The 19737-nt window shown below is 65.5% G+C and carries 20 protein-coding genes and 1 tRNA gene; 12 read left to right on the plus strand and 9 right to left on the minus strand.

Annotated elements, in window-relative coordinates; genetic code table 11:
• Positions 1-8: 8 nt before the first annotated feature.
• The 12 genes from map (at position 9) to lon (ending at position 10210) form a co-directional block, all read left to right on the plus strand.
• Positions 9-803, plus strand: coding sequence for a type I methionyl aminopeptidase (map, locus tag G7Y54_RS00760; protein WP_165075622.1), 795 nt, complete (start codon positions 9-11; stop codon positions 801-803).
• A 122-nt stretch (positions 804-925) separates the two neighbouring features.
• Positions 926-1039, plus strand: coding sequence for a 50S ribosomal protein L36 (gene rpmJ, locus G7Y54_RS00765; protein WP_005027799.1), 114 nt, complete (start codon positions 926-928; stop codon positions 1037-1039).
• Between the two features lie 15 nt (positions 1040-1054).
• Complete coding sequence (gene rpsM, locus G7Y54_RS00770) at positions 1055-1423, plus strand: 30S ribosomal protein S13 (RefSeq protein WP_165075625.1); 369 nt, start codon at positions 1055-1057, stop codon at positions 1421-1423.
• 35 nt (positions 1424-1458) lie between these two features.
• Positions 1459-1848 (plus strand): 30S ribosomal protein S11, encoded by a 390-nt coding sequence (rpsK, locus tag G7Y54_RS00775; protein ID WP_165075628.1) that lies wholly within the window; start codon positions 1459-1461, stop codon positions 1846-1848.
• A 45-nt stretch (positions 1849-1893) separates the two neighbouring features.
• Positions 1894-2520, plus strand: a complete 627-nt coding sequence (gene rpsD / locus G7Y54_RS00780) for a 30S ribosomal protein S4 (protein WP_165075646.1) — start codon at positions 1894-1896, stop codon at positions 2518-2520.
• A gap of 12 nt (positions 2521-2532) precedes the next feature.
• Positions 2533-3576: a DNA-directed RNA polymerase subunit alpha gene (locus G7Y54_RS00785; protein WP_165075650.1), complete on the plus strand. Its 1044-nt coding sequence runs from the start codon at positions 2533-2535 to the stop codon at positions 3574-3576.
• Complete coding sequence (gene rplQ / locus G7Y54_RS00790) at positions 3566-3958, plus strand: 50S ribosomal protein L17 (protein WP_165075654.1); 393 nt, start codon at positions 3566-3568, stop codon at positions 3956-3958. The genes G7Y54_RS00785 and rplQ overlap by 11 nt, the downstream gene beginning before the upstream one ends.
• Before the next feature lie 256 nt (positions 3959-4214).
• Positions 4215-4299 (plus strand) — tRNA-Leu (locus G7Y54_RS00795).
• 35 nt (positions 4300-4334) lie between these two features.
• Positions 4335-5732, plus strand: coding sequence for a trigger factor (gene tig, locus G7Y54_RS00800; RefSeq protein ID WP_165075657.1), 1398 nt, complete (start codon positions 4335-4337; stop codon positions 5730-5732).
• A gap of 127 nt (positions 5733-5859) precedes the next feature.
• Entirely contained in the window at positions 5860-6468 is a 609-nt protein-coding gene (gene clpP, locus G7Y54_RS00805; RefSeq protein WP_165075662.1) for an ATP-dependent Clp endopeptidase proteolytic subunit ClpP, read from the plus strand.
• Positions 6465-7739: an ATP-dependent Clp protease ATP-binding subunit ClpX gene (gene clpX, locus G7Y54_RS00810; RefSeq protein WP_165075665.1), complete on the plus strand. Its 1275-nt coding sequence runs from the start codon at positions 6465-6467 to the stop codon at positions 7737-7739. The genes clpP and clpX overlap by 4 nt, the downstream gene beginning before the upstream one ends.
• A 29-nt stretch (positions 7740-7768) precedes the next feature.
• A complete protein-coding gene (gene lon / locus G7Y54_RS00815; protein ID WP_165075669.1) occupies positions 7769-10210 on the plus strand; it encodes an endopeptidase La in 2442 nt (813 codons plus the stop codon).
• Between the two features lie 362 nt (positions 10211-10572).
• Here lon and G7Y54_RS00820 read toward each other — a convergent pair whose 3' ends face one another.
• From G7Y54_RS00820 to G7Y54_RS00860, 9 genes are all read right to left on the minus strand, one after another.
• Positions 10573-11202 (minus strand): 4Fe-4S dicluster domain-containing protein, encoded by a 630-nt coding sequence (locus G7Y54_RS00820; protein WP_165075674.1) that lies wholly within the window; start codon positions 11200-11202, stop codon positions 10573-10575.
• Complete coding sequence (hypA, locus tag G7Y54_RS00825; protein WP_165077903.1) at positions 11195-11578, minus strand: hydrogenase maturation nickel metallochaperone HypA; 384 nt, start codon at positions 11576-11578, stop codon at positions 11195-11197. The genes G7Y54_RS00820 and hypA overlap by 8 nt, the downstream gene beginning before the upstream one ends.
• Positions 11579-11668: 90 nt before the next feature.
• Entirely contained in the window at positions 11669-12754 is a 1086-nt protein-coding gene (locus G7Y54_RS00830; protein WP_165075677.1) for a nickel-dependent hydrogenase large subunit, read from the minus strand.
• A 3-nt stretch (positions 12755-12757) separates the two neighbouring features.
• On the minus strand, positions 12758-13285 hold the full coding sequence (locus G7Y54_RS00835) for an NADH-quinone oxidoreductase subunit C (protein WP_165075681.1): 528 nt from the start codon (positions 13283-13285) through the stop codon (positions 12758-12760).
• 93 nt (positions 13286-13378) lie between these two features.
• A complete protein-coding gene (locus G7Y54_RS00840) occupies positions 13379-14047 on the minus strand; it encodes a 4Fe-4S binding protein (RefSeq protein ID WP_206214868.1) in 669 nt (222 codons plus the stop codon).
• A 3-nt stretch (positions 14048-14050) separates the two neighbouring features.
• Positions 14051-14266: a hypothetical protein gene (locus G7Y54_RS00845; protein WP_165075688.1), complete on the minus strand. Its 216-nt coding sequence runs from the start codon at positions 14264-14266 to the stop codon at positions 14051-14053.
• Entirely contained in the window at positions 14263-14712 is a 450-nt protein-coding gene (gene nuoB / locus G7Y54_RS00850; RefSeq protein ID WP_165075695.1) for an NADH-quinone oxidoreductase subunit NuoB, read from the minus strand. Before nuoB ends, G7Y54_RS00845 begins: the two co-directional genes overlap by 4 nt.
• Positions 14713-14722: 10 nt before the next feature.
• Positions 14723-15694, minus strand: a complete 972-nt coding sequence (locus tag G7Y54_RS00855) for a complex I subunit 1 family protein (protein ID WP_165075700.1) — start codon at positions 15692-15694, stop codon at positions 14723-14725.
• On the minus strand, positions 15691-19485 hold the full coding sequence (locus G7Y54_RS00860; protein ID WP_165075707.1) for a proton-conducting transporter membrane subunit: 3795 nt from the start codon (positions 19483-19485) through the stop codon (positions 15691-15693). The genes G7Y54_RS00855 and G7Y54_RS00860 overlap by 4 nt, the downstream gene beginning before the upstream one ends.
• Positions 19486-19737 lie beyond the last annotated feature (252 nt).

Below are 19737 nucleotides of genomic sequence, written 5' to 3' on the forward strand. Positions count from 1 at the left end.
GTGGGGCGATGAAAAAGTACCACGGCGCCTATATCAAGAACGACCGCGAGATCGCCTGCCTGCGCGAGGCCAACCGCATGGTGGCCAATGTCCTCGACGCGGTGGGCGATTTGGTGGCCCCGGGCGTGACCACGAAGCAGTTTGAAGAGCTCGCGCGCGACATGTGCGCGGATTACAAGGTCAAGCCCGCCTTTCTCGGCTATTGCGGCTATCCCTTCGCCACCTGCTGCTCGGTGAACGAGCAGGTGGTGCACGGCTTCCCCTCCGACCGGCCGCTTGAGGAGGGGGACATCGTGAGCGTGGACATGGGCGTGGTGTTTGAAGGCTTCGTGGGCGATGCTGCGCGCACCTACCCGGTGGGCCGGGTGAGCGACGAGGCCCGGCGCCTCATGCGCGTCACCGAGGAAAGCCTCTATGTGGGCATCGAGCAGGCGCGCCCGGGCAATGACGTGTACGCCATCGGCGCCGCCATCCAGAAGCATGTGGAGGCCGCCGGCCTCGGCGTGGTGCGCCGCTTCGTGGGCCACGGCGTGGGCGCGAAGATGCACGAGAAGCCCGAGGTGCCCAATTTCCGGCCGGCGAGCCCCGGGCTCACCCTGCACAGCGGCATGGTCATCGCCATCGAGCCCATGGTGACCTTGGGCACGCACGAGGTGGACATCCTCGAGGACAAGTGGACGGCTGTCACCAAGGACGGCAAATGGGCCGCGCATTTTGAGCACAGCGTCGCCATCACGCCCGACGGCCCGAAGATCCTGAGCATTTCCGACAGGGGGCTCAACCGGCACACCATTGCCGCTTGACAAGTTGGCACAACACGGCTAAAGATTTCCGCTCTTGCCAGACGGAGCGGCGCGCGCCCCTGCGGCGTTGGCGCGGGCCCCGTTTTTCGGCGAAATCGGCATACGCCATGTGGAGTAGCGAGATGAAAGTCAGACCGTCCGTCAAGAAAATATGCCCCAAGTGCAAAGTCATCCGGCGCAAGGGAGTGCTTCGAGTCATCTGCGAAAACCCCCGGCACAAGCAGCGCCAGGGCTAGGGCAGGAGAACGATTGTGGCGAGAATAGCAGGTGTTGATTTGCCGCGCGGCAAAAGGGTGGACATTGCGCTTACCTACATCTACGGCATCGGCCGTACCACTGCCCTGAAGATCCTGGACACCACCGGGGTCAACTGGGAGCGCAATATTGACGATCTCTCCGCCGACGAGGTCAACGAGATCCGCAAGGAGCTCGAGCAGCACTACAAGGTGGAAGGCGACCTGCGCCGCGAGGTTTCGGGCAATATCAAGCGGCTTATGGACATCGGCTGCTATCGCGGCCTGCGGCACCGCCGCGGGCTCCCGGTCCACGGGCAGCGCACCCACACCAATGCGCGCACGCGCAAGGGGCCGCGCCGCGGCGCCGTGGGCAAGAAAAAGTAATCGGCTCCTCCATCCAGCCAACTTGAGGGACAGTCATGGCAAGACCCAAGAAAGCGGTCAAGAAAAAGGAAAGGAAGAACGTGCCTCTGGGCATCGCCCACATCCAGGCCTCGTTCAACAATACCATCATCACCTTCACGGACACGCGCGGCAACGCCATTTCCTGGGCGTCGGCCGGGCAGAGCGGCTTCAAGGGCTCGCGCAAGTCCACCCCCTTCGCCGCCCAGGTGGCCGCCGAAACTGCCGCCCGCAAGGCGCAGGAAAACGGCATGCGCACCGTGGGCGTCTATGTGAAGGGCCCGGGCTCCGGCCGTGAGGCCGCCATGCGCGCCATCGCCGCCGCCGGCTTCCGCGTCGCCTTCATCCGTGATGTCACGCCCATCCCGCACAACGGCTGCCGTCCGCCCAAGCGCCGGCGCGTGTAGTTTCGCGGAGCTCCACCGCGCCGAACCAACGAAGAGGAACTATCCATGGCCAAATATACGGAAGCCAAATGCCGTCTCTGCCGCCGCGAGGGCTGCAAGCTTTTCCTCAAGGGCGACCGCTGCTTCACCGACAAGTGCGCCTATGAGCGCCGCCCCTACGCCCCGGGCCAGCACGGCCGCGCGCGCAAGAAGGTCAGCGAATATGCCGTCCAGTTGCGCGAAAAGCAGAAGACGCGGCGCGCCTACGGCGTGCTGGAGCGCCAGTTCCGCGGCTATTTTGAAAAGGCCGAGATGCACCGCGGCGTCACCGGCACCAACCTGCTGGTCACGCTGGAGCGCCGGCTCGACAACGTGGTCTACCGCCTGGGCTTCGCAAGCTCCCGCGATCAGGCCCGGCAGATGGTGCGCCACGGGCTGTTCACGCTCAACGGCCGCAAGGTGAACATTCCCTCGCTGCAGGTGCGCGTGGGCGATGTCATCGAGGTGCCGGAAAAGAACCGCAAGATCCCCGCGCTGGCCGTGGCCCAGGAGGCCGTGGCGCGCCGTGGCTGCCCCGTCTGGCTTGAGGCGGACGGCGCGGCCTTCAAGGGGACGGTCAAGGCGCTCCCGCAGCGTGACGATATCCAGTTCCCCGTCAACGAGCAGCTCATCGTCGAACTTTATTCGAAATAAGCCGGGGGCCGCATGCTTATCAAACAGGGCGAACGCCTCATCAACGCCCGCAACTGGTCGGAGCTCGTCAAGCCCGAGCAGATCCTGCGCGATGAGGAAAACGCAAGCGCCACATACGCAAAATTCATCTGCGAGCCGCTGGAGCGCGGTTACGGCACCACCATCGGCAATGCCATGCGCCGCGTGCTTCTGGCGTCGCTTCAGGGCGCGGCCTTCGTGGCCGTGCGCATCAACGGTGTGCAGCACGAGTTCACCACCATCCACGGCGTTCTGGAAGACGTGACCGACGTGGTGCTCAACCTGAAGCAGGTGCGCCTGCGCATGGATACGGACGAGCCCCAGCGCCTCACCCTGCGCGCCGACAAGAAGGGCAATGTCACCGCGGCCCTGATCCAGGCCAACCAGCATGTGGAAGTGCTGAACCCTGACCTGCACATCGCCACCCTCACCGAGGACATCCCGCTGGAAATGGAGCTGGAGGCCCGCATGGGCAAGGGCTATGTGCCCGCCGACATGCACGACGGCCTCGCCGAGGAGATAGGCCTCATCAAGCTGGACTCCAGCTTTTCGCCCGTGCGCAAGGTGGCCTACACGGTGGAGCAGGCGCGCGTCGGCCAGATGACCAACTACGACAAGCTCATCCTCGAGGTCTGGACGGACGGCTCACTCACGCCCGAGGACGCCGTGGCCTACAGCGCCAAGATCATCAAGGACCAGATCTCGGTCTTCATCAACTTTGACGAGCGCGTCTCGGGCGACATGCACCTCGGCGTGGGCGACAACAGCGAGCTCAACGAGCATCTCTTCAAGAGTATCGACGACCTCGAGCTCTCCGTGCGCGCCACCAACTGCCTGCGCAGCGCCAATATCGCCACCGTGGGCGAGCTCGTGCAGCGCTCCGAGAGCGAGATGCTCAAGACCAAGAACTTTGGCCGTAAATCCTTGGACGAGATCAAGAGCGTCCTCCTGGACATGGGGCTCGATTTCGGCATGAAGGTGGACGGCTTCGACAAGAAGTACCAGGAATGGAAAAGGAAGCAGCAAAATGAGGCATAGCAATTCCGGCAGAAAATTCTCGCGGACGCCCTCGCACCGCAAGGCCATGTTGCAGAATCTCGCCAAGGCGCTGCTCATTCATGGCAAGATCCGCACCACCGAGATGAAGGCCAAGGACCTGCGCCGCGTCGTGGAGCCGCTCATCACCCTTGCCAAGCGCAATGACCTGCACGCGCGCCGCCTGGCCTACCGCGTGCTCAACGACCATGCCCTCGTCAAGCACCTGTTTGACGAGGTGGGCCCCATCTTCGCCGAGGTGCCCGGCGGTTATACGCGCGTGCTCAAGCTGGCCACGCGCCGCAAGGGCGACAATGCGCCCATGGCCATCATCGAGTTCTCGCGCACGGCGCCCGCCCCCGCGGAGGCCAAGCCCGCCGCGTAGCGAAGGCCCGCTCTCCGGGCTCATGCAACCGACACTTCCGGGGGCCGCAGGGCCCCCTTTTTCTTGCCCCGCGAACTGTGCCGGGAAGGCGGCGCCCCCGCCGCAGCGCGCCCGGGCCCACTTCCCACGGCCCCGCGCTTGCCATTGCGGGCTTCGGCCTTATATTGATAACGGCCGGAAAGCGCGGCCATGCCCGGCCACACCCGGGCCGCGCGGCTTGCGGGCTGCCGGCGTCCATGCTAAATTTCCCCGATTTGCGAGGGTGGCGGAACTGGCAGACGCACTGGACTTAGAATCCAGCGCCTTCGGGCATGGGGGTTCAAGTCCCCCCCTTCGCACCACTGCCGACACCGGCCAGAAACCAAAGGAGCCCCTTGTGGAATACAGCGTCGAAGACATTTCCCCGGTCAAGAAAAAGGTGAGCATCACCATCGAGCCGCAGGAGGCGGAGGCCGCCATTCTCGGCGCTGTGGCCCTGTACAAGGATTCCGTCCAGATGGACGGTTTTCGCAAGGGCAAGGTTCCCCCTTCGGTGGTGGAACAGCGTTTCCATGACCGCATTTATGACGAGGCCCGGCAGGACCTCATCAATGTGCATATCAACGAGGTGATGCAGAAGCTCGGCGTGCAGCCGGTCTCGGGCATTACCGTCAACGGCGCCGAGGCCCCGCTCGAGCGTGGCAAGGGCTATGCCTACACCATGGAGTTTGAAGTCCTCCCCACCTTTGAGCTGCCGCCCTACGAGGGGCTTGAGGTGGAGCAGGAGGCCGTGGGCGTGGACGACGCCGAGGTGGCGGAAGTCATCGAGCGCATCCGGCGCGACCGCTCGAAGCTGGTGCCCGTGGACGGTACGGCGCCGCCCGTGGACGGCCAGGTCGCCAATATCGATTTCGAGGCTTTCGAGAACGGCGCGCCCGTGCCCGGCGTCAAGGCCGAGGGTTTTGACTTGGCCCTTGGCGAGCGCGAGGCGCTGGAGGATTTCGAGGCCCTGGTCAAGACCATCCGCCCGGGCGAAGAGGGCGAGGCCGAGATCACCTTCCCCGCGGATTTCGTGGCCCATGACCTCGCCGGCAAGACCGTGACCATGAAGGTTAAGGTGCATGCCGTCAAGGAGCGCCAGCTTCCGGCGCTCGACGACGAGCTCGCCAAGCAGATGGGGCAGGAGAATGTGGAGAAGCTCAAGGCCGCCATCACCGACAGCTATGTCAAGACGCGCGAGCGCCTGCACAAGGGCGCGGCGCAGAAAAAGCTTCTCGACAGCCTGCTCAAGATGGTGGACTTCCCCCTGCCGGAGGCCATGCTCGAGGCGGACATGCGCACCCTCATGACCGACCTCGCCGTGCGGCTCGAGCGCCAGGGCAAGCGCCTGGACTCCCTCGGCAAGAGCGAGGAGGAACTGCGCAAGGAGCTCCTGCCCCAGGCCGAGGAGGCCACGCGCAGCCTTGTCCTCCTGCTCGCCATCGCCAAGAAGGAGGGCCTTGAGGTCAGCGACCAGGAAGTGCTCGCCCAGATCTACCAGAACAGCCTCCGCAGCGGCCAGGATTTCAAGACGCTCCAGCAGGAGTACGAGCGCAGCGGCCTCATCTTCCTCCTCCGTGACCGCCTCCTGGCCGACAAGGCCATGGACCGCATCTACGCCAAGGCCAAGGTGAAGGAAGTGCCGGCGGCCGATAGTGCGGCTGGCGCCAAGGCTGCCGACGAAGCTGCGGACAAGGCCCCCGCGGGTGCTCCCGAGGCAGCCGCGGAAAAGATGGACGCCCCTGCCGCCGAGTGATCCCCCGGCGCCCCGTGGCGCCATGCCTTGTTTCGGTGCGCGGCCTGTGTTTTCGGGCCGCGCGCCCCTTTCCAAAAGCCCCAAGCGCGGCCGGAAGCCTCCGGCCGCAGACACGAAGAGGCACGCCATGTCGCTCATTCCCATGGTCATTGAAACCACAGGCCGCTCCGAACGCGCCTATGATATTTATTCCCGCCTGCTCAAGGACCGCATCGTGCTTCTGGGCACCGAGGTCAACGACACCGTGGCCTCGCTCATCTGCGCCCAGCTGCTCTTCCTGGAGTCGCAGGACCCGGAAAAGGAGATTAGCCTGTACATCAATTCGCCCGGCGGCTCGGTGACGGCCGGCCTCGCCATTTATGACACCATGCGCTATATCACCGCGCCGGTCTCCACGGTGTGCATGGGCCTCGCGGCGAGCATGGGCGCCTTTCTGCTGGCCGCGGGCGAACCCGGCATGCGATTTGCACTCCCCAACAGCCAGGTGATGATCCACCAGCCTTCGGGCGGCTTTCGCGGGCAGGCCACGGATGTGGAGATCCACGCCCGCGAGATCCTCCGCCTCAAGGAAAAGCTCAACCGCATCCTCGCCGAGAATACCGGCCGCCCCTATGAGGAGGTCGTGCAGGCCACGGAGCGGGACAACTTTTTGACTCCGGAGGAAGCCAGGGACTTCGGCATCATCGACAAGGTCCTGGTTTCCCGCCGCGACGCTGCCAAGGATAACAAGGCATGAGTACGAAAAACCCGGTCAACGAGCCTCTGCGCTGCTCCTTCTGCGGGCGCAGCGAGCTGGAGGTGCGCAACCTCATCGTCCAGGACGGCGCCAGCATCTGCGACAACTGCGTCAAGGCCTGCGGCGAGATCATCGCCCGCGACAGGATGGAGAGCGCGGACAGCGAGGAGCGCCTGCTCACGCCGCAGGAAATCAAGGAGCGCCTCGACGAGTATGTCATCGGCCAGGACGAGGCCAAGAAGATCCTCGCCGTGGCCGTGCACAACCACTACAAGCGCGTGTTCTGCGCCGAGGCTCTGGGCCAGGACGTGGAGCTTGAAAAAAGCAATATCCTGCTGGTCGGCCCCTCGGGCAGCGGCAAGACCCTGCTCGCCAAGACACTCGCGCGCGTGCTGCGCGTGCCCTTCGCCATAGCGGACGCCACCACCCTCACCGAGGCGGGCTATGTGGGCGAGGACGTGGAAAACATCCTCGTCCAGCTTCTCCAGAACGCGGACTACGACATCGAGGCCGCGAGCAAGGGCATCATCTATATCGACGAGATCGACAAGATCTCGCGCAAGGGCGACGGCCCCTCCATCACGCGCGACGTGTCCGGCGAGGGCGTGCAGCAGGCCCTGCTGAAAATCATCGAGGGCACCGAGGCCAACATCCCGCCCAAGGGCGGCCGCAAGCATCCGCAGCAGGAATTCATCCGCATGGACACGAGCAATATCCTGTTCATCGTGGGTGGTGCTTTCGTGGGCCTCGACAAGATCGTGGAGTCGCGCGTGCAGGGCGCCTCCATGGGCTTCGGCGCCAAGGTGCGCTCCACCAAGGAGATGCCCCTTTCGGAGCTTTTGGAAAAGATTCATCCGCAGGACCTCGTCAAGTTCGGCCTCATCCCCGAATTCGTGGGCCGCATCCCTATCATCACCCATGTGGACGAGCTGGACGAACCCGACCTCGTGCGCATCCTCACCGAGCCCAAGAACGCGCTGGTGCGCCAGTACCAGAAGCTCTTTGAGCTCGACAACGTGAGCCTCCGCTTCACGCCCAATGCGCTCAAGTCCATCGCCAGGCGCGCCATCGAGCGCAAGACCGGCGCGCGCGGGCTGCGCAACGTGATGGAAAAGATCATGCTCGACATCATGTACCGGCTGCCTTCGCTCCCCAACGTGCGGGAGTGCGTCATCAACCGGGCGGTCATCGAGAAGGGCAAGGAGCCTGTCCTGCTCTATGGCGAAAACGGCGAGCCCCGCGCCATCGAGGGCGCCCGGGACGCCTCCTGACCGCCGGCCCTGCCATTATGGAGAACGCCATGTCGGATGAAGCGCGCGGAAGCGCCATTGAGGAACTGCCGGTCATGCCCCTGCGGGAAGTGGTCATGTTCCCGCGGTCCATCATGCCCCTCTTCGTGGGCCGGGAGGCTTCCATCAAGGCCATCGAGGCCGCGCACGCCACCTACAGCAAGCAGATCTTCCTCGTGGCCCAGCGCGAGGCCGGGCTGGAAAAGCCCGACGCCGGCGACCTTTCGCCCGTGGGCGTGGTGAGCAAGATCCTCCAGATACTGCGCCTGCCCGACGGCACCATCAAGGTGCTCTTCGAGGGGCTGTACCGCGCCACCTGGCAGGAGCTGCGCGAGCGCGGCCAGTATTCCGTGGCCTTCGTGCGCCGCGTGCCCGAAAGCCAGAGCCGCCCCGAGGAAAGGGAGGCGCTGGTGCGCGCCGTGCACGAGGCGCTGGAGGAATACGGCAAGAACAACAAGAAGATCTCGCAGGAGGCCATCCTCGCCATGCTGGCCCTGCAGGAGCCGGGCCCCCTCGCCGATGCGGTGATGCCGCAGCTCAAGCTGGACTACCGCAAGAAGCAGGAGGTGCTGGAGCTCTCCGACGTGACCCAGCGCCTCGAGCGGGCCTATGAGTATCTTCAGGGCGAGGTGGCGCTCTCCACGGTGGAAAAGCGCATCAAGAACCGCGTCAAGGTGCAGATGGAGCGCAACCAGCGCGAATACTACCTCACCGAGCAGATCAAGGCCATTAACAAGGAGATGGGCCGCGAGGACGACCCGCAGGCCGAGGTGGCCGAGCTGGAAGAACGCCTCAAGGCCCGCGACATGCCCGAGGAGGCGCGCGAAAAGGCCCTCGCCGAGGTCAAGAAGCTGCGTTCCATGCCGCCGGCCGCCGCCGAATACACGGTGGTGCGCAACTATGTGGACTGGATCCTCGACCTGCCCTGGAACGACCTGAAGCAGATCGACATCGACATCGAGAAGGCCCGCGCCATTCTTGACGGCGACCACTACGGGCTGGAGCGCCCCAAGGAGCGCATCCTCGAATATCTCGCCGTGCAGAAGCTCTCGCACGGCCTCAAGGGGCCCATCCTTTGCTTCGTCGGTCCCCCCGGCGTGGGCAAGACCTCGCTCGCCAAGTCCGTGGCCCGGGCCACGGGGCGCGACTTCGTGCGCCTCTCTTTGGGCGGCGTGCGCGACGAGGCCGAGATCCGCGGGCACCGGCGCACCTATGTGGGGGCGCTCCCGGGCAAGATCATCCAGTCCCTCAAGCGGGTGAAATACAATAACCCGCTCTTCTGCCTCGACGAGGTGGACAAGCTCACCTCGGACTATCGGGGCGACCCGGCCGCGGCACTTCTGGAGGTGCTGGACCCGGAGCAGAACAACACCTTCATGGACCATTACCTCGACCTCGAGTACGACCTCTCCAAGATCTTCTTCATCACCACGGCCAACTCGCTGCACGGCATCCCCGGGCCGCTGCTGGACAGGATGGAGATCATCGAGCTCTCGAGCTACCTTGAGACGGAGAAGCGCCACATCGCGCGCCAGTTCCTCATCCCGCGCCAGCTCGAGGAGCACGGCCTGAAGCCGGAAAACCTGCGCGTTTCGGAAAACGCGCTCATGGAGATCATCCGCGGCTACACGCGCGAGGCCGGGGTGCGCAACCTCGAGCGCGAGATAGCCGCCCTCTGCCGCAAGACGGCCATCCGCCTCGTGGAGGAGAACGACCTCGAGCGCACGGTGCAGGTCTCGACCCAGAGCCTGCCCTCCCTGCTCGGCGTGAAGAAATACCGCCACGAGGAGCGCGAGGCCGAGCCGCAGGTGGGTGTGTGCGCGGGCCTTGCCTACAACCAGCGCGGCGGCGAGATATTGCTGGTGGAGACGAGCCTCATGAGCGGTTCGGGCCAGGTGGTGACCACAGGCCAGCTCGGCGAGGTCATGCAGGAATCGGCCAAGGCCGCCCTCTCCTATGTGCGCTCGCGCGCGGAAAGCCTCGGCCTCGAGCCGCGTTTTCACCGCAAGGTGGACATCCATGTGCATGTGCCGGCCGGCGCCACGCCCAAGGACGGCCCCTCGGCGGGCATCACGCTCGCCACGTCCATCACCTCGGCCCTGCTCGGCATCCCGGTGCGCAACGATGTGGCCATGACCGGCGAGATCTCGCTGCGCGGCCGAGTGCTGCCCATCGGCGGCCTGCGCGAGAAGCTGCTCGCTGCCCGCCGCAGCGGCATCAAAAAGGTCATCATGCCCGCGGACAATGAAAAAGACCTCAAGGAAGTGCCGGACGAGGTGCTGCGTGACCTGGAGCTCGTGTTCGTGGAGCATGTGGACGAGGTGCTGCCGCAGGCGCTGGCCGCCACGCCTGAGGAGATTTTCTCCGGCAGGGGCACGGCGCAACCGCTCTGGGCCTCCTTGCGCGCCCATGCCGCCGGCGAGGGCGGCGAGGAGAAGCACGCCGCGCAGTAGAGCTTGATTGCTGCTTGGTTGGTGCGTCTGTGCTGCGCGGATAATGCCGAAATTATCCGTCAAAAACAGCCTTGCTTCAGCCGTTGCGACGCAGGAAGCTACGGATGATGACAGCAGTTAGTTACCGTGGGGGTCAACCAACGATGCCACTGTCGCTATCCGTAAGCCTCGTAGGCTCGCCAACGGCTAGCGCAATTTTGTCTTCCTTGCCAGCAGCAAAAAATCTTATTTTTAAGATTCTTCCCGCCGCAGCACCCGTCTTCCGTTTCGCTCTAGGCGGAATGGCGGTGTGAGGGATAACCAAAGAAAAGGCCGTGCCCCCATGCGGGGCACGGCCTTTTGATATTTTTGCAGCCTTGGCGTCAGGCCTGAGCCGACGTTTCGGCGGGCGCCTTGGCGGCTGCCGGCTTGGCCTCCGCGGTCTCGCCTTCCTTCTTGGCGCTCACGGCCTTCTTTTCCGGCATGGGCGGCTCCACGATGGTGCCGTCCGGCATCACCATGGAGAGCGCCTGCACGGGACAGGCCTCCATGCAGGCCGTGATCTTCTTGCCGTTCTCCATGCGCCAGGCGTGGCACATGTCGCAACGCACGGCCACTTCGCGGCCCGGCGCCACCAGGGCCGGGGCCTCCTCACCTTCGGCGGCGGGAACTTCCTGGGCCGCGGCGTCCATGGAGATGGTGCCGTAGGGGCAGGACTTGATGCACATCTGGCAGGCGATGCAGAGTTCTTCATTGAAGAGGATGCGGCCGTCCTCCTCCTGCTGGAGCGCGCCGGTGGGACAGACATTGCAGCAGGGCGCGGGCTGGCACTGGTGGCAGCGCACCGTGGTCTTGAGCCCTTCCGCCTTGATCACCTGCACGCGCGCGACGAGTGTGTCACGGTGCTTCATGGCCTCCTTGAAGCTCATGTTGTGGTGGGCGGCGATGCAGGCCACCTCGCAGCGGCGGCAGGCGCGGCATTTTTCGGGAGTGACGCGGATGTGTTCAATCATGGTGCGCTTCCTCGGTATCGACGCGCAGGGACTGGAGCGTCAGCCCGTGCCCGCCGCTGAAATGGATGTTTTCGCCGCCGCACTCGGGGCAGGCGAAGTGGCGTTGCCGCAATTCAAACGCATGGCCGCAGTCTTCGCAGCGGCAAGCCAGGGGCGCGGTTTCGAGGGTCAGCTTGGCGCCCTCGGCTGCAGTGCCCTCGGCGAAAAGCTCAAAACAGGCCTCGAGCGTGCGGGGCTCCACACAAGCGATGAGCCCCATCTCGCAGACGAGTTCCTCGATGCGGGCGATGCGCTGCTCCGGGTGGGCGGCATTGTGCTCCGCGACCGACTTCAGGGCCAGGCCGAGCAGGCCCTGGACAAGGCTCGCCTCATGCACGGGCGCGCCGCCCCCTCGTCGGGGCATGCGCCCCGTGGCCTGCTCTGGCCTGCGTGACCACGGGACGACGCGCCGGAATATCCATAAGCCCTAGCGCTCCGTGCAGGACACGCAGGGGTCGATGCTGTTGGTGATCAGCGCCACGTCCGCCACCGCGCAATCGCGCATCATGACGCCCAGCGACTCCCAGTTCATGTAGGAAGGCACGCGCCACTTGAGGCGTTCGGGCGTTTCCGAGCCGTTGGTGCGGATGTAGTAGAACACCTCGCCGCGCGGCGCCTCGCTGCGGGCCGTGGCCTGCGTCACCGGGATGGGGTTCATGGCGCAGGTGACTGGGCCCTCGGGCATCCGCTCGCAGCACTGGCGGATGAGCCCGAACGACTCGAAGATCTCGTCGAGGCGCACCTGGGTGCGGGTGTGCACATCGCAGCCGTCCTTGATGATGGACTTGAACTCAAGGTCGGGATAGGCGGCGTAGGGCGATTCCTTGCGCACGTCGTTCATCACGCCGGAGCCGCGCGCCACCGGTCCGACCACGCCGAGGCGGATGGCGTCCTCCTTGGGGAGGAGGCCGATGCCCTTGGTGCGCGTGACCACATTGTGGTTGGTGTTGTAGATGTCGCGGATCTCCTCCACCTGCGGCTCCATCTTGGCGATCTGGGAGAGGATGTATTCGAGCAGCTTCGGGTCCACGTCGCACTTGACGCCGCCGAGGCAGTTGGAGGCCAGGTTCATGCGGTTGCCGTAGACCGTCTCCTTCACGTCCTGTATGATCTCGCGCACTTCCATGACGTGCATGAAGAGCGACTTGAAGCCGATGATATGCGCCTGGATGGCCGTGTTGAAAAGGTGCGAGGCCACGCGCTTGATCTCTTCGGCGAGCACGCGCAAATAGCGCGCCCTGGGCGGGATGCTCATGCCGAGCGCGTTCTCCACGGCCATGCAGTAGGTGAAGGAATGGCTGTTGGAGCAGAGCGAGCACACGCGCTCTGTGAGGGTAACGTTCTTGACAAGGTTGCGCTGCTGGGCCAGCGCCTCCATGCCGCGATGCACATGGCCGGAGGTGAGGTCCACATTGCGGATGGTCTCGCCCTCCACCTCGAGGCGGAAGTAAACCGGCTCCTCCAGGGCCACATGGACGGGCCCGAGGGGCATGGTAAAGGTATTCTTGCTCATGAGTTACTCCTTGCCCTGAAGGATGCGTTCCCAAAGGTCTTGGGAGCTGGCGCCGTTCATCATGATGGAGAGCGGCACGAGCTCGCCGAGCAGGCCCTTGTCCAGCTCTTCGTCAAGGAAGAGGCGGCGCGGGTTGGGCTGGTTGACGATCTTGATGCCATAGAGCTCCATCATTTCGCGCTCGTGCCAGTCGGCATTGTTGAAGAGCGGCGTGATGGAGGGCACCTGCGGGTGTTCCGCGTCCAGCGGCACCGTGACGCTGTAGACCACGCCCTCGAGCACAAACTGGTAGCAGAGCGCCTGCATGGGGCCAGTGTCCGAGTGGCGGTTGTAGGCGGTGATCATGGCGAGGCGCGAGCCCTGCGAGTGCAGGATGTCCGCCGCCTGCAAGAGCTGGTGGGGCGTGTCGATCTGGAACCAGTGGTAGGCGTTGCCAAAGCTGTCGCTCGTGTGGCGCACGCTGCCCCCGTGGGCGCACAAGGGCTCGATGCCCTCGATGATGGTGCTGTTGCCGCGAATGATGTCGTGCATGGGTCGGTCCTATGCTGAAGTTTATTGCTTGCGCAGCAATAACTAAGTCGTTTTCCGCTCTTGTCCGCACAGGCGGACAAAATTTTTCGGAGCTCAGGCTTTTTCTTCCGCCGGGGCCGGCTCCTCGACGGGCAGGTTCATCTGGGTGGAGGGGGCCTCCTCCAGATGGCCCACCTCAGGCTCCGGCGGGGTGGGAGGGTCCGGCAGGGCGGCGGCCTCCCTGATCTCTTCCGTCTCCACGGCCGGATAGACGCACTCGATGCGCTTGGCATCCTCGAGCTGGCGGCACTTGGGGCAGAGGTGCCGGATCTCCTCGGGGGAGATGTTGGCGTCGTGCGCGTAGATCTTTTCCGCCAGCTTGAGCGGGATGGGCCGGATGAGCGTGCCGCAGTGCGCGCACGGCTCGTAGTCGATGGTGTGCTGCTCCAGCATCTCGTACTTTTCCGACTCGGGGTGCACGAGATGCCAGTCATTGGTGATGCTCATGGCGCCTGTGGGGCAATAGTGGCGGCAATTGGCGCACAGGCAGCAGGAATCCTGCCAGATGGTGATAGTGTAGCCGCTCTTGTCCGGCTTGGGCGAGATGTCGATGGCGCCCGCCGTGCAGACATGCCGGCAGACGCCGCAGCCCACGCAGAGGTCGGGGTCCACCACGGCCTTGCCGCGCAGGCGCTTGGGCGTGAAGGTCGGGCCCAGCGGGAAGGGATCGGTGCTCGGCCCGTCCAGAAGATTGCGGAACAGAACTTTCAGAAAGCCCGCCATATATCAGTCCTCCTGAGCCTTGGCGTCAATGGGGTGGGGGCTCGTAGTCGCGGCAGCGCCGGCCCGCGCCTCGGCGCGGTGCAGCCAGCCGGGCTCGCGGCCCATGAGGCCGCAGACATTGTGGCAGACGCCACAGCGGTGGCAGCGCTCGCCGTCGTCGCGCATGGCCGCGCGAAGGCGCGCCAAGGAGCGCGCGAAGAGGCCGCCGGATGTCCTCATCCCTCGATGCCCAGTTTTTTCTTCCAGACTTCCAGCGCCTTGGCCACGCCCTCGAGGATGGCCTGGGGCCGGGGGGGGCAGCCGGGCACGTTCACGTCCACCGGGATGTAGCGGTCGATGGGCCCCTCGATGGAATAGCCCCCGCGGAACACGCCGCACGAGATGGGGCAGATGCCCACGGCCACCGTCACCTTGGGTTCCGGGATCTCGTCCCAGACCTTGAGCACCCGGTCCTTGACGCGGGTGGTCAAAGGCCCGGTGATGAGCACGATGTCCGCATGGCGCGGGCTGCCGCAATACCGGCAGCCGAGGCGCTCCACGTCATAGCGCGGGATGCAGGCCGTGGTGGCGAGCTCCACGTCGCAGCCGTTGCAGGAGCCCGCATTGATGCGGAAGAGCCACGGCGAGCGGACGGAAAGTTTCTTCAGCGTAGTATCCAGAGCCACGGCTGCCTCCTTACATCACCCAGACAAGAATGAGACTGCACAGCGCGAGCCCGGTGGGCACCGTCACATAAAAGCGAAACGCCTGCTCGATGCGGTAGCGCCCCGTCGCCGACTTGACGATGGTGAGCGAGATGAGCATGAGCACCAGGCACTTGAGCACGAACCAGACAAGGTTCACCGGCCACCAGTCGCAGATGGTCCCGGGGAAGAAGAGCGCCACCCCGAGCCCGAGCACCACGAAGGTCTTGAGCGCGCTCGTCACCTGGAAGAGCGCCAAAAGCGGGCCGCCGTACTCGAGCAGGGGGCCTTCGAGGATCTCGGTTTCCGCCTCGGCGATGTCGAAGGGCGCGGCGCCCATGGTGCCCGGCAGGAAGATGAGGTAGGCGACGAGCGCCGGGATCATGGCCGGGTTGAGCCCGAGGGAGCCGTATTCCTGCTGCCAGGCGACGATGTGCAGGAGGGAGAACTCGGCCCCCCAGGCGCCGCCGTTCATGGCCTTGCCCACCAGCATGGCCACGGCCAAGAGGATCATGAGCAGCGGCGTCTCGTAGGCGAGCATGAGCAGCATCTCGCGCGAGAAGCCCATGGCGCCGAAGGGCGAGCTGGAGGCCGAGCCGCCCAGCATGAGGGCCATGGCCGGGATGGGCAGCAGGTAGAAGATGACGAGCAGGTCGCCCATGTTGAAGAGCCCGTCAAAGACCCCGGGGATGGGGATGAAGGCCGCGCAGACCGCCATGCCCGTGAAGCCGAACACCGGGGCCAGCAGGAAGGCCGAGCGCACGGCCGTCTTCGGGATCAGCGTCTCTTTCGTCAGGAGCTTGGCCGCGTCCAGCCAGGGCTGGATGAGCGGCGGCCCGACGCGGCGCTGGAGGCGGGCCTCCACGCGCCGGTCAAGCCCCTTGAAGAGGAAGCCCACAATCAGGGCAAAGGCCCCGCCGGGGAAGATGCACATGTGCAGGATGGCAAGCAGGGTGTCGCTCATGAGCGGTTCTCCTTGGGGGCGCTGTCGCCGCCGAGCATGCGCACGAGGTCGCCGTAGATGCTCGCGGGCGTCATGCGGCTGGTGGCCGTTTCGGTGGGCAGGCCGCAGGTGTGGACATCGATCTCACGCAGGCGCGTGAAGCGGCGCACGAACCATGTGCCGCCGGCGAAGGCCAGGGCCATCATGATGAACATGCCGGTGGCGTTCCATGTGCCGGGGCCCGACAGAATGCCCGAGATGCCCACATTGAGCGGCGAGGCGCCGTACTGGGCGAGGATATTGTTGATGTGCATGAGCGGTAGCCCGGGGAAGATGCCCGTCACCACGCAGCCCAGAGCGAGGATGCCCATGGGCACGCGCATGACGAGCGGCGCCTCCGTCACCTTGTCCAGATGCGGCCCGGGCTGGCCCAGGAAGGCCGCGTGCATGAACTTGGCGATATAGGCCAGCGTGATGACGCTGCCCACGAGGGAGAGCAGGGCCAGGAAGGGCTGGTCGGCCTGCATGAGCGCGTGGTAGATGAGCCACTTGGAGGAGAAGCCGCTCGTCGGCGGCACGCCCACCAGGGAGAGGCCCGCGATGGCGAACATGAGGAGCGTGAACGGCATCTTGCGGCCGATGCCACCGAGGTCGTCCAGGGTGTCCGCATGCGTGGCGAACATCACCGCGCCGCAGATGAGGAAGAGCAGGTCCTTGAAGAACACATGGTTGATGAGGTGCAGAAGGCCGCCCGCATAGCCGAGCGCGCCGCCCGCGGCCACGGCCAGCACCATGTAGCCGAGCTGGCTCACCGTGGAGTATATGAACACGAGCTTGATGCCGTTGGCGCGGAGCGCCTGGACGGCGGCCATGATGATGGTGATGCCGCCGATCCACATCACCACGGTGGTGATGATGCTCTCGCCGAGGCCGCTCACGAGGCCCGCCAGGGCGAAGCCGCCGCCGAGCAGCATGAAGAGCTTGACGAGGCCGATGATGGCGCTCTTCAGGAGGACGGACGAGATGTAGCCGGAAACGGGCGTGGGCGCCAGCGCCGGGTGCATCTGCCAGTCGATGCGGAAGGGAAGCTGCGCCGCCTTGAGCACGAAGCCGATGGCGAGCAGCGCCATGCCGAGCCACGCCGCCCAGGGGGAGATGCCGCCCAAGATGCCGGAGAGCAGGCTCGTATTGAAGGGCGTGAAGGGCCCGAGCACGGCGAGGCCCACAAAGAGGAAGCCCGCGCCGAAGAGGTTGAAGAGGAAGTACTTGAACGCCTCGCGCAGCGAGTCGGGGTCGCCCTCATGGGCGATGGACATGTAGAGCGTCCACGAGCTCATGATCTCCCAGAAGAGGAAGAAGCTCAAAAGGTACTGGCTCGCGGACATGCCCACGAGGCCGCCGCACATGCAGGTGAAGGCGCAGTAGAAGCGCCACTGCGAGTGGCTGTGCGACATGTAGCCCACGGCGTAGGCCATGTTGATGGCGCCCACCAGCGGCACGATGAGGGCGAAGCAGAAGGAGAGCGTGTCGAGGTCGCGCCCGAAGATGAGCACGAGCAGCGCCGTCACGAGCAGCACGCCCACGCTCATCCAGCCGGCCATGCGCGGCTTCCCGCAGAAGAGTGCGGGCAAGACCGCGCCGAACACCGGGAAGATGACGTAAATGGGCCAGTTGACGCTCATGGCCGCGAGGATGGCCGGGGCCTGCGCCGGCACTTCGTAGGCCAGCGACGCCACCGGGAGCACCAGCGGCATGAGCACTTGCGGCGCGAGGCCGGCCACGAGGCTCATGGCGGCGAGCACCAGCATGGCGATACGCATGGTGAAGGGCGCCTCTTCGGCCACGGGCAGGTCCGCCGGCCGCTGCTCGAAGACCAGGGTCTTGAGGATCCGCCCGTAGTACACCGCGCCCACGAGCGCGCCGGCCAGCAGGAGCACGGCCACCCAGATGTGCCCGGCGCTCACCGCGGCCTGGATCATGAGGAACTTGCTGTAGAAGGCGCCGAAGGGCGGGAGGCCCATGATGCTGATGAGGCCCACGCACATGCAGGCGACCGTCCACGGCATCTGGTGCCCCAAGCCCCGCAGGTCGGCGAGGTTGCGGCTGCCGGCCCGCATGATGAGCGCGCCCGCGGCGAGGAAGAGCAGGTCTTTCATCACCGCGTGATTGAACACATGCCAGAGCGCGCCCGCCGTGGCGAGCCAGGTCCCGAGGCCGAGCACCAGCGCGATCTCGCCGATCTGGCCCATGGTGGAGTAGGCGAGCATGCGCTTGATGTCGCTCTGCATGAGGGCCATGATTTCGCCATAGATGAGCGTGGCCGCGCCCATGCCGCAGAGCCATGTGCCGAACCACGAGAGGCCGAACATGCCGGGGAGTTCGCTCTCCGGGCGGCCCACCCCGATGATGATGACGGAGAGGATGCCGAAAATGCCCATCTTGGTGATGACGCCGGAAAGGGGCGCGGACACCGAGGAGGGCGCGGCCGGGTGCGCGTCGGGCAGCCACGAGTGCAGGGGCACGAGGCCGGCCTTCACGCCGAAGCCGGCGAGGCAGAGGATGAGCCCCATCTGGAGCCACGCGGGCAACTGGAAGACGAGGCCCGGCTCCAGCGAGAACACCTTGAGCAGGAAGAGCCCGGGCAGCATGAAGAGCGCGCCGCCCGCGCACATGACATAATACTTGAGGCCCGCGTCGTAGGCCGCCGGCTTTTCCTCATGGACCACGAGGAAGTAGGAGGCGAAGGTCATCAGCTCCCAGTAGCCGTACATGGCCATCACGTCGGGCGTGGAGACGATGCCCGCGAGCGACGCGAAGGTGAGGAGCAGGAAGAACCAGTACCAGCCCTTGCGCCCATCGTGGATGTAGCTCAGGGAGTAGACGGCCACCACGAGGCCGATGAGGGCGATGATGACGAGGAAGAACTGCGCGAGCGGCGCGGCCTCGGCCACGCAGACGGCGGCCAGCGCGCAGGCGAAGAAGAGGGTGCCGATATAGGGCGCCACCTGCACGCGCATGAGAAAGGCCGCGCCCGTCACGAAGGCGCCGATATAGAGGCACCAGAAGGCCGGGCTCACCGGGCTGTGCGGCAGCGCAAGGCCGAAGGCGCCGCCGATGGCGTCGGTGATGGGCGCGCGGAACACGCCGAGCAGGGCCACCGCGAGGCCGAGGACGAAGAGCGCCGGCGTGAGCCCGGTGCCGAAGAGGACGGCCTTTTCGCCCGCAACTTCCTTGCCCCCGGCGGGGCGCTCAAGGCAGATGTGCCGCACGGCCACCACGTAGAGCCAGATGAAGATGGTGGTCGCCGCGGCCATGAGCATGAGGCAGAAAAAGCCGCCCGCGGGCAGCGTTTCCAGAAGGCCCACGGTGAGGAGCGCCCGCGCCTCGGGCAGGAGGAAGGGGCTCCCGCCGACGGCGGCCAGCAGGCCCAGGCCGAAGAGCGCGCCGGCCCAGGGCCTGGCCTGGCCCTGACCGTTGAGCTCGTCCAGCGAGGGGCCCGCCGCAAGGAGATTGCGGAAGGGACAGGCGCACGCGCTCTCCGCAGGGGCCGAAAGCCTCGCCAGGGCACACCAGGCGAGGAGGCGCGCGGCGATCTGGAAGATGGCGAAGAGCCAGAGGCCGGTGAGCCCCGCCGCCACCTGCGCGCAAAGCGCCATGCAGATGACGCCCACATCGTGCAGGCCGCCCCAGAGGATGAGCCGGCGCGGGTCGTTGCGCTGCTGCACGGCCTTGGCGGTGGCGTAGAGCAGGAGGAGTGAGCCGACGGCCAGCGGCAGCCAGGAACCGCTTGTGGTGAACAATGCTGCTGTCATAGACGCCCCATTGGTAGGAATCTTCAAGCCCTGCCCGCATCCGGCGGCGCAACGGCGCAGGAGGCCCTGCGGGCAGCCGGGGAGCTGACTGAAAAATTCGAATATGGAGAAACCTAGCCTATTCGGTCTACCCTGACAAGCGCCAAAAACTTTTTTTCCGATGTGAAAAAAAGGATTTTTCAACTGCCTGTCCCGCAAGGAATATTCAGGGCGCAGCCTGCTTCTGGCGGGAGCTTTCGGCGACCATGCGGC

Source organism: Desulfovibrio sp. ZJ746, assembly GCF_011039155.1.
In the GTDB taxonomy this organism is placed as follows: domain Bacteria; phylum Desulfobacterota; class Desulfovibrionia; order Desulfovibrionales; family Desulfovibrionaceae; genus Desulfovibrio.

Coding starts and splice junctions, on each gene's coding strand:
- G7Y54_RS00830 (WP_165075677.1), bottom strand. CDS start 12,754: ATGAGCAAGAATACCTTTACCATGCCCCTCGGGCCCGTCCATGTGGCC.
- clpX (WP_165075665.1), top strand. CDS start 6,465: ATGAGTACGAAAAACCCGGTCAACGAGCCTCTGCGCTGCTCCTTCTGC.
- G7Y54_RS00845 (WP_165075688.1), bottom strand. CDS start 14,266: ATGAGGACATCCGGCGGCCTCTTCGCGCGCTCCTTGGCGCGCCTTCGC.
- lon (WP_165075669.1), top strand. CDS start 7,769: ATGTCGGATGAAGCGCGCGGAAGCGCCATTGAGGAACTGCCGGTCATG.
- rpsD (WP_165075646.1), top strand. CDS start 1,894: ATGGCCAAATATACGGAAGCCAAATGCCGTCTCTGCCGCCGCGAGGGC.
- G7Y54_RS00835 (WP_165075681.1), bottom strand. CDS start 13,285: ATGCACGACATCATTCGCGGCAACAGCACCATCATCGAGGGCATCGAG.
- G7Y54_RS00860 (WP_165075707.1), bottom strand. CDS start 19,485: ATGACAGCAGCATTGTTCACCACAAGCGGTTCCTGGCTGCCGCTGGCC.
- clpP (WP_165075662.1), top strand. CDS start 5,860: ATGTCGCTCATTCCCATGGTCATTGAAACCACAGGCCGCTCCGAACGC.
- G7Y54_RS00785 (WP_165075650.1), top strand. CDS start 2,533: ATGCTTATCAAACAGGGCGAACGCCTCATCAACGCCCGCAACTGGTCG.
- map (WP_165075622.1), top strand. CDS start 9: ATGAAAAAGTACCACGGCGCCTATATCAAGAACGACCGCGAGATCGCC.
- rplQ (WP_165075654.1), top strand. CDS start 3,566: ATGAGGCATAGCAATTCCGGCAGAAAATTCTCGCGGACGCCCTCGCAC.
- G7Y54_RS00820 (WP_165075674.1), bottom strand. CDS start 11,202: ATGATTGAACACATCCGCGTCACTCCCGAAAAATGCCGCGCCTGCCGC.
- rpmJ (WP_005027799.1), top strand. CDS start 926: ATGAAAGTCAGACCGTCCGTCAAGAAAATATGCCCCAAGTGCAAAGTC.
- G7Y54_RS00855 (WP_165075700.1), bottom strand. CDS start 15,694: ATGAGCGACACCCTGCTTGCCATCCTGCACATGTGCATCTTCCCCGGC.
- G7Y54_RS00840 (WP_206214868.1), bottom strand. CDS start 14,047: ATGGCGGGCTTTCTGAAAGTTCTGTTCCGCAATCTTCTGGACGGGCCG.
- rpsK (WP_165075628.1), top strand. CDS start 1,459: ATGGCAAGACCCAAGAAAGCGGTCAAGAAAAAGGAAAGGAAGAACGTG.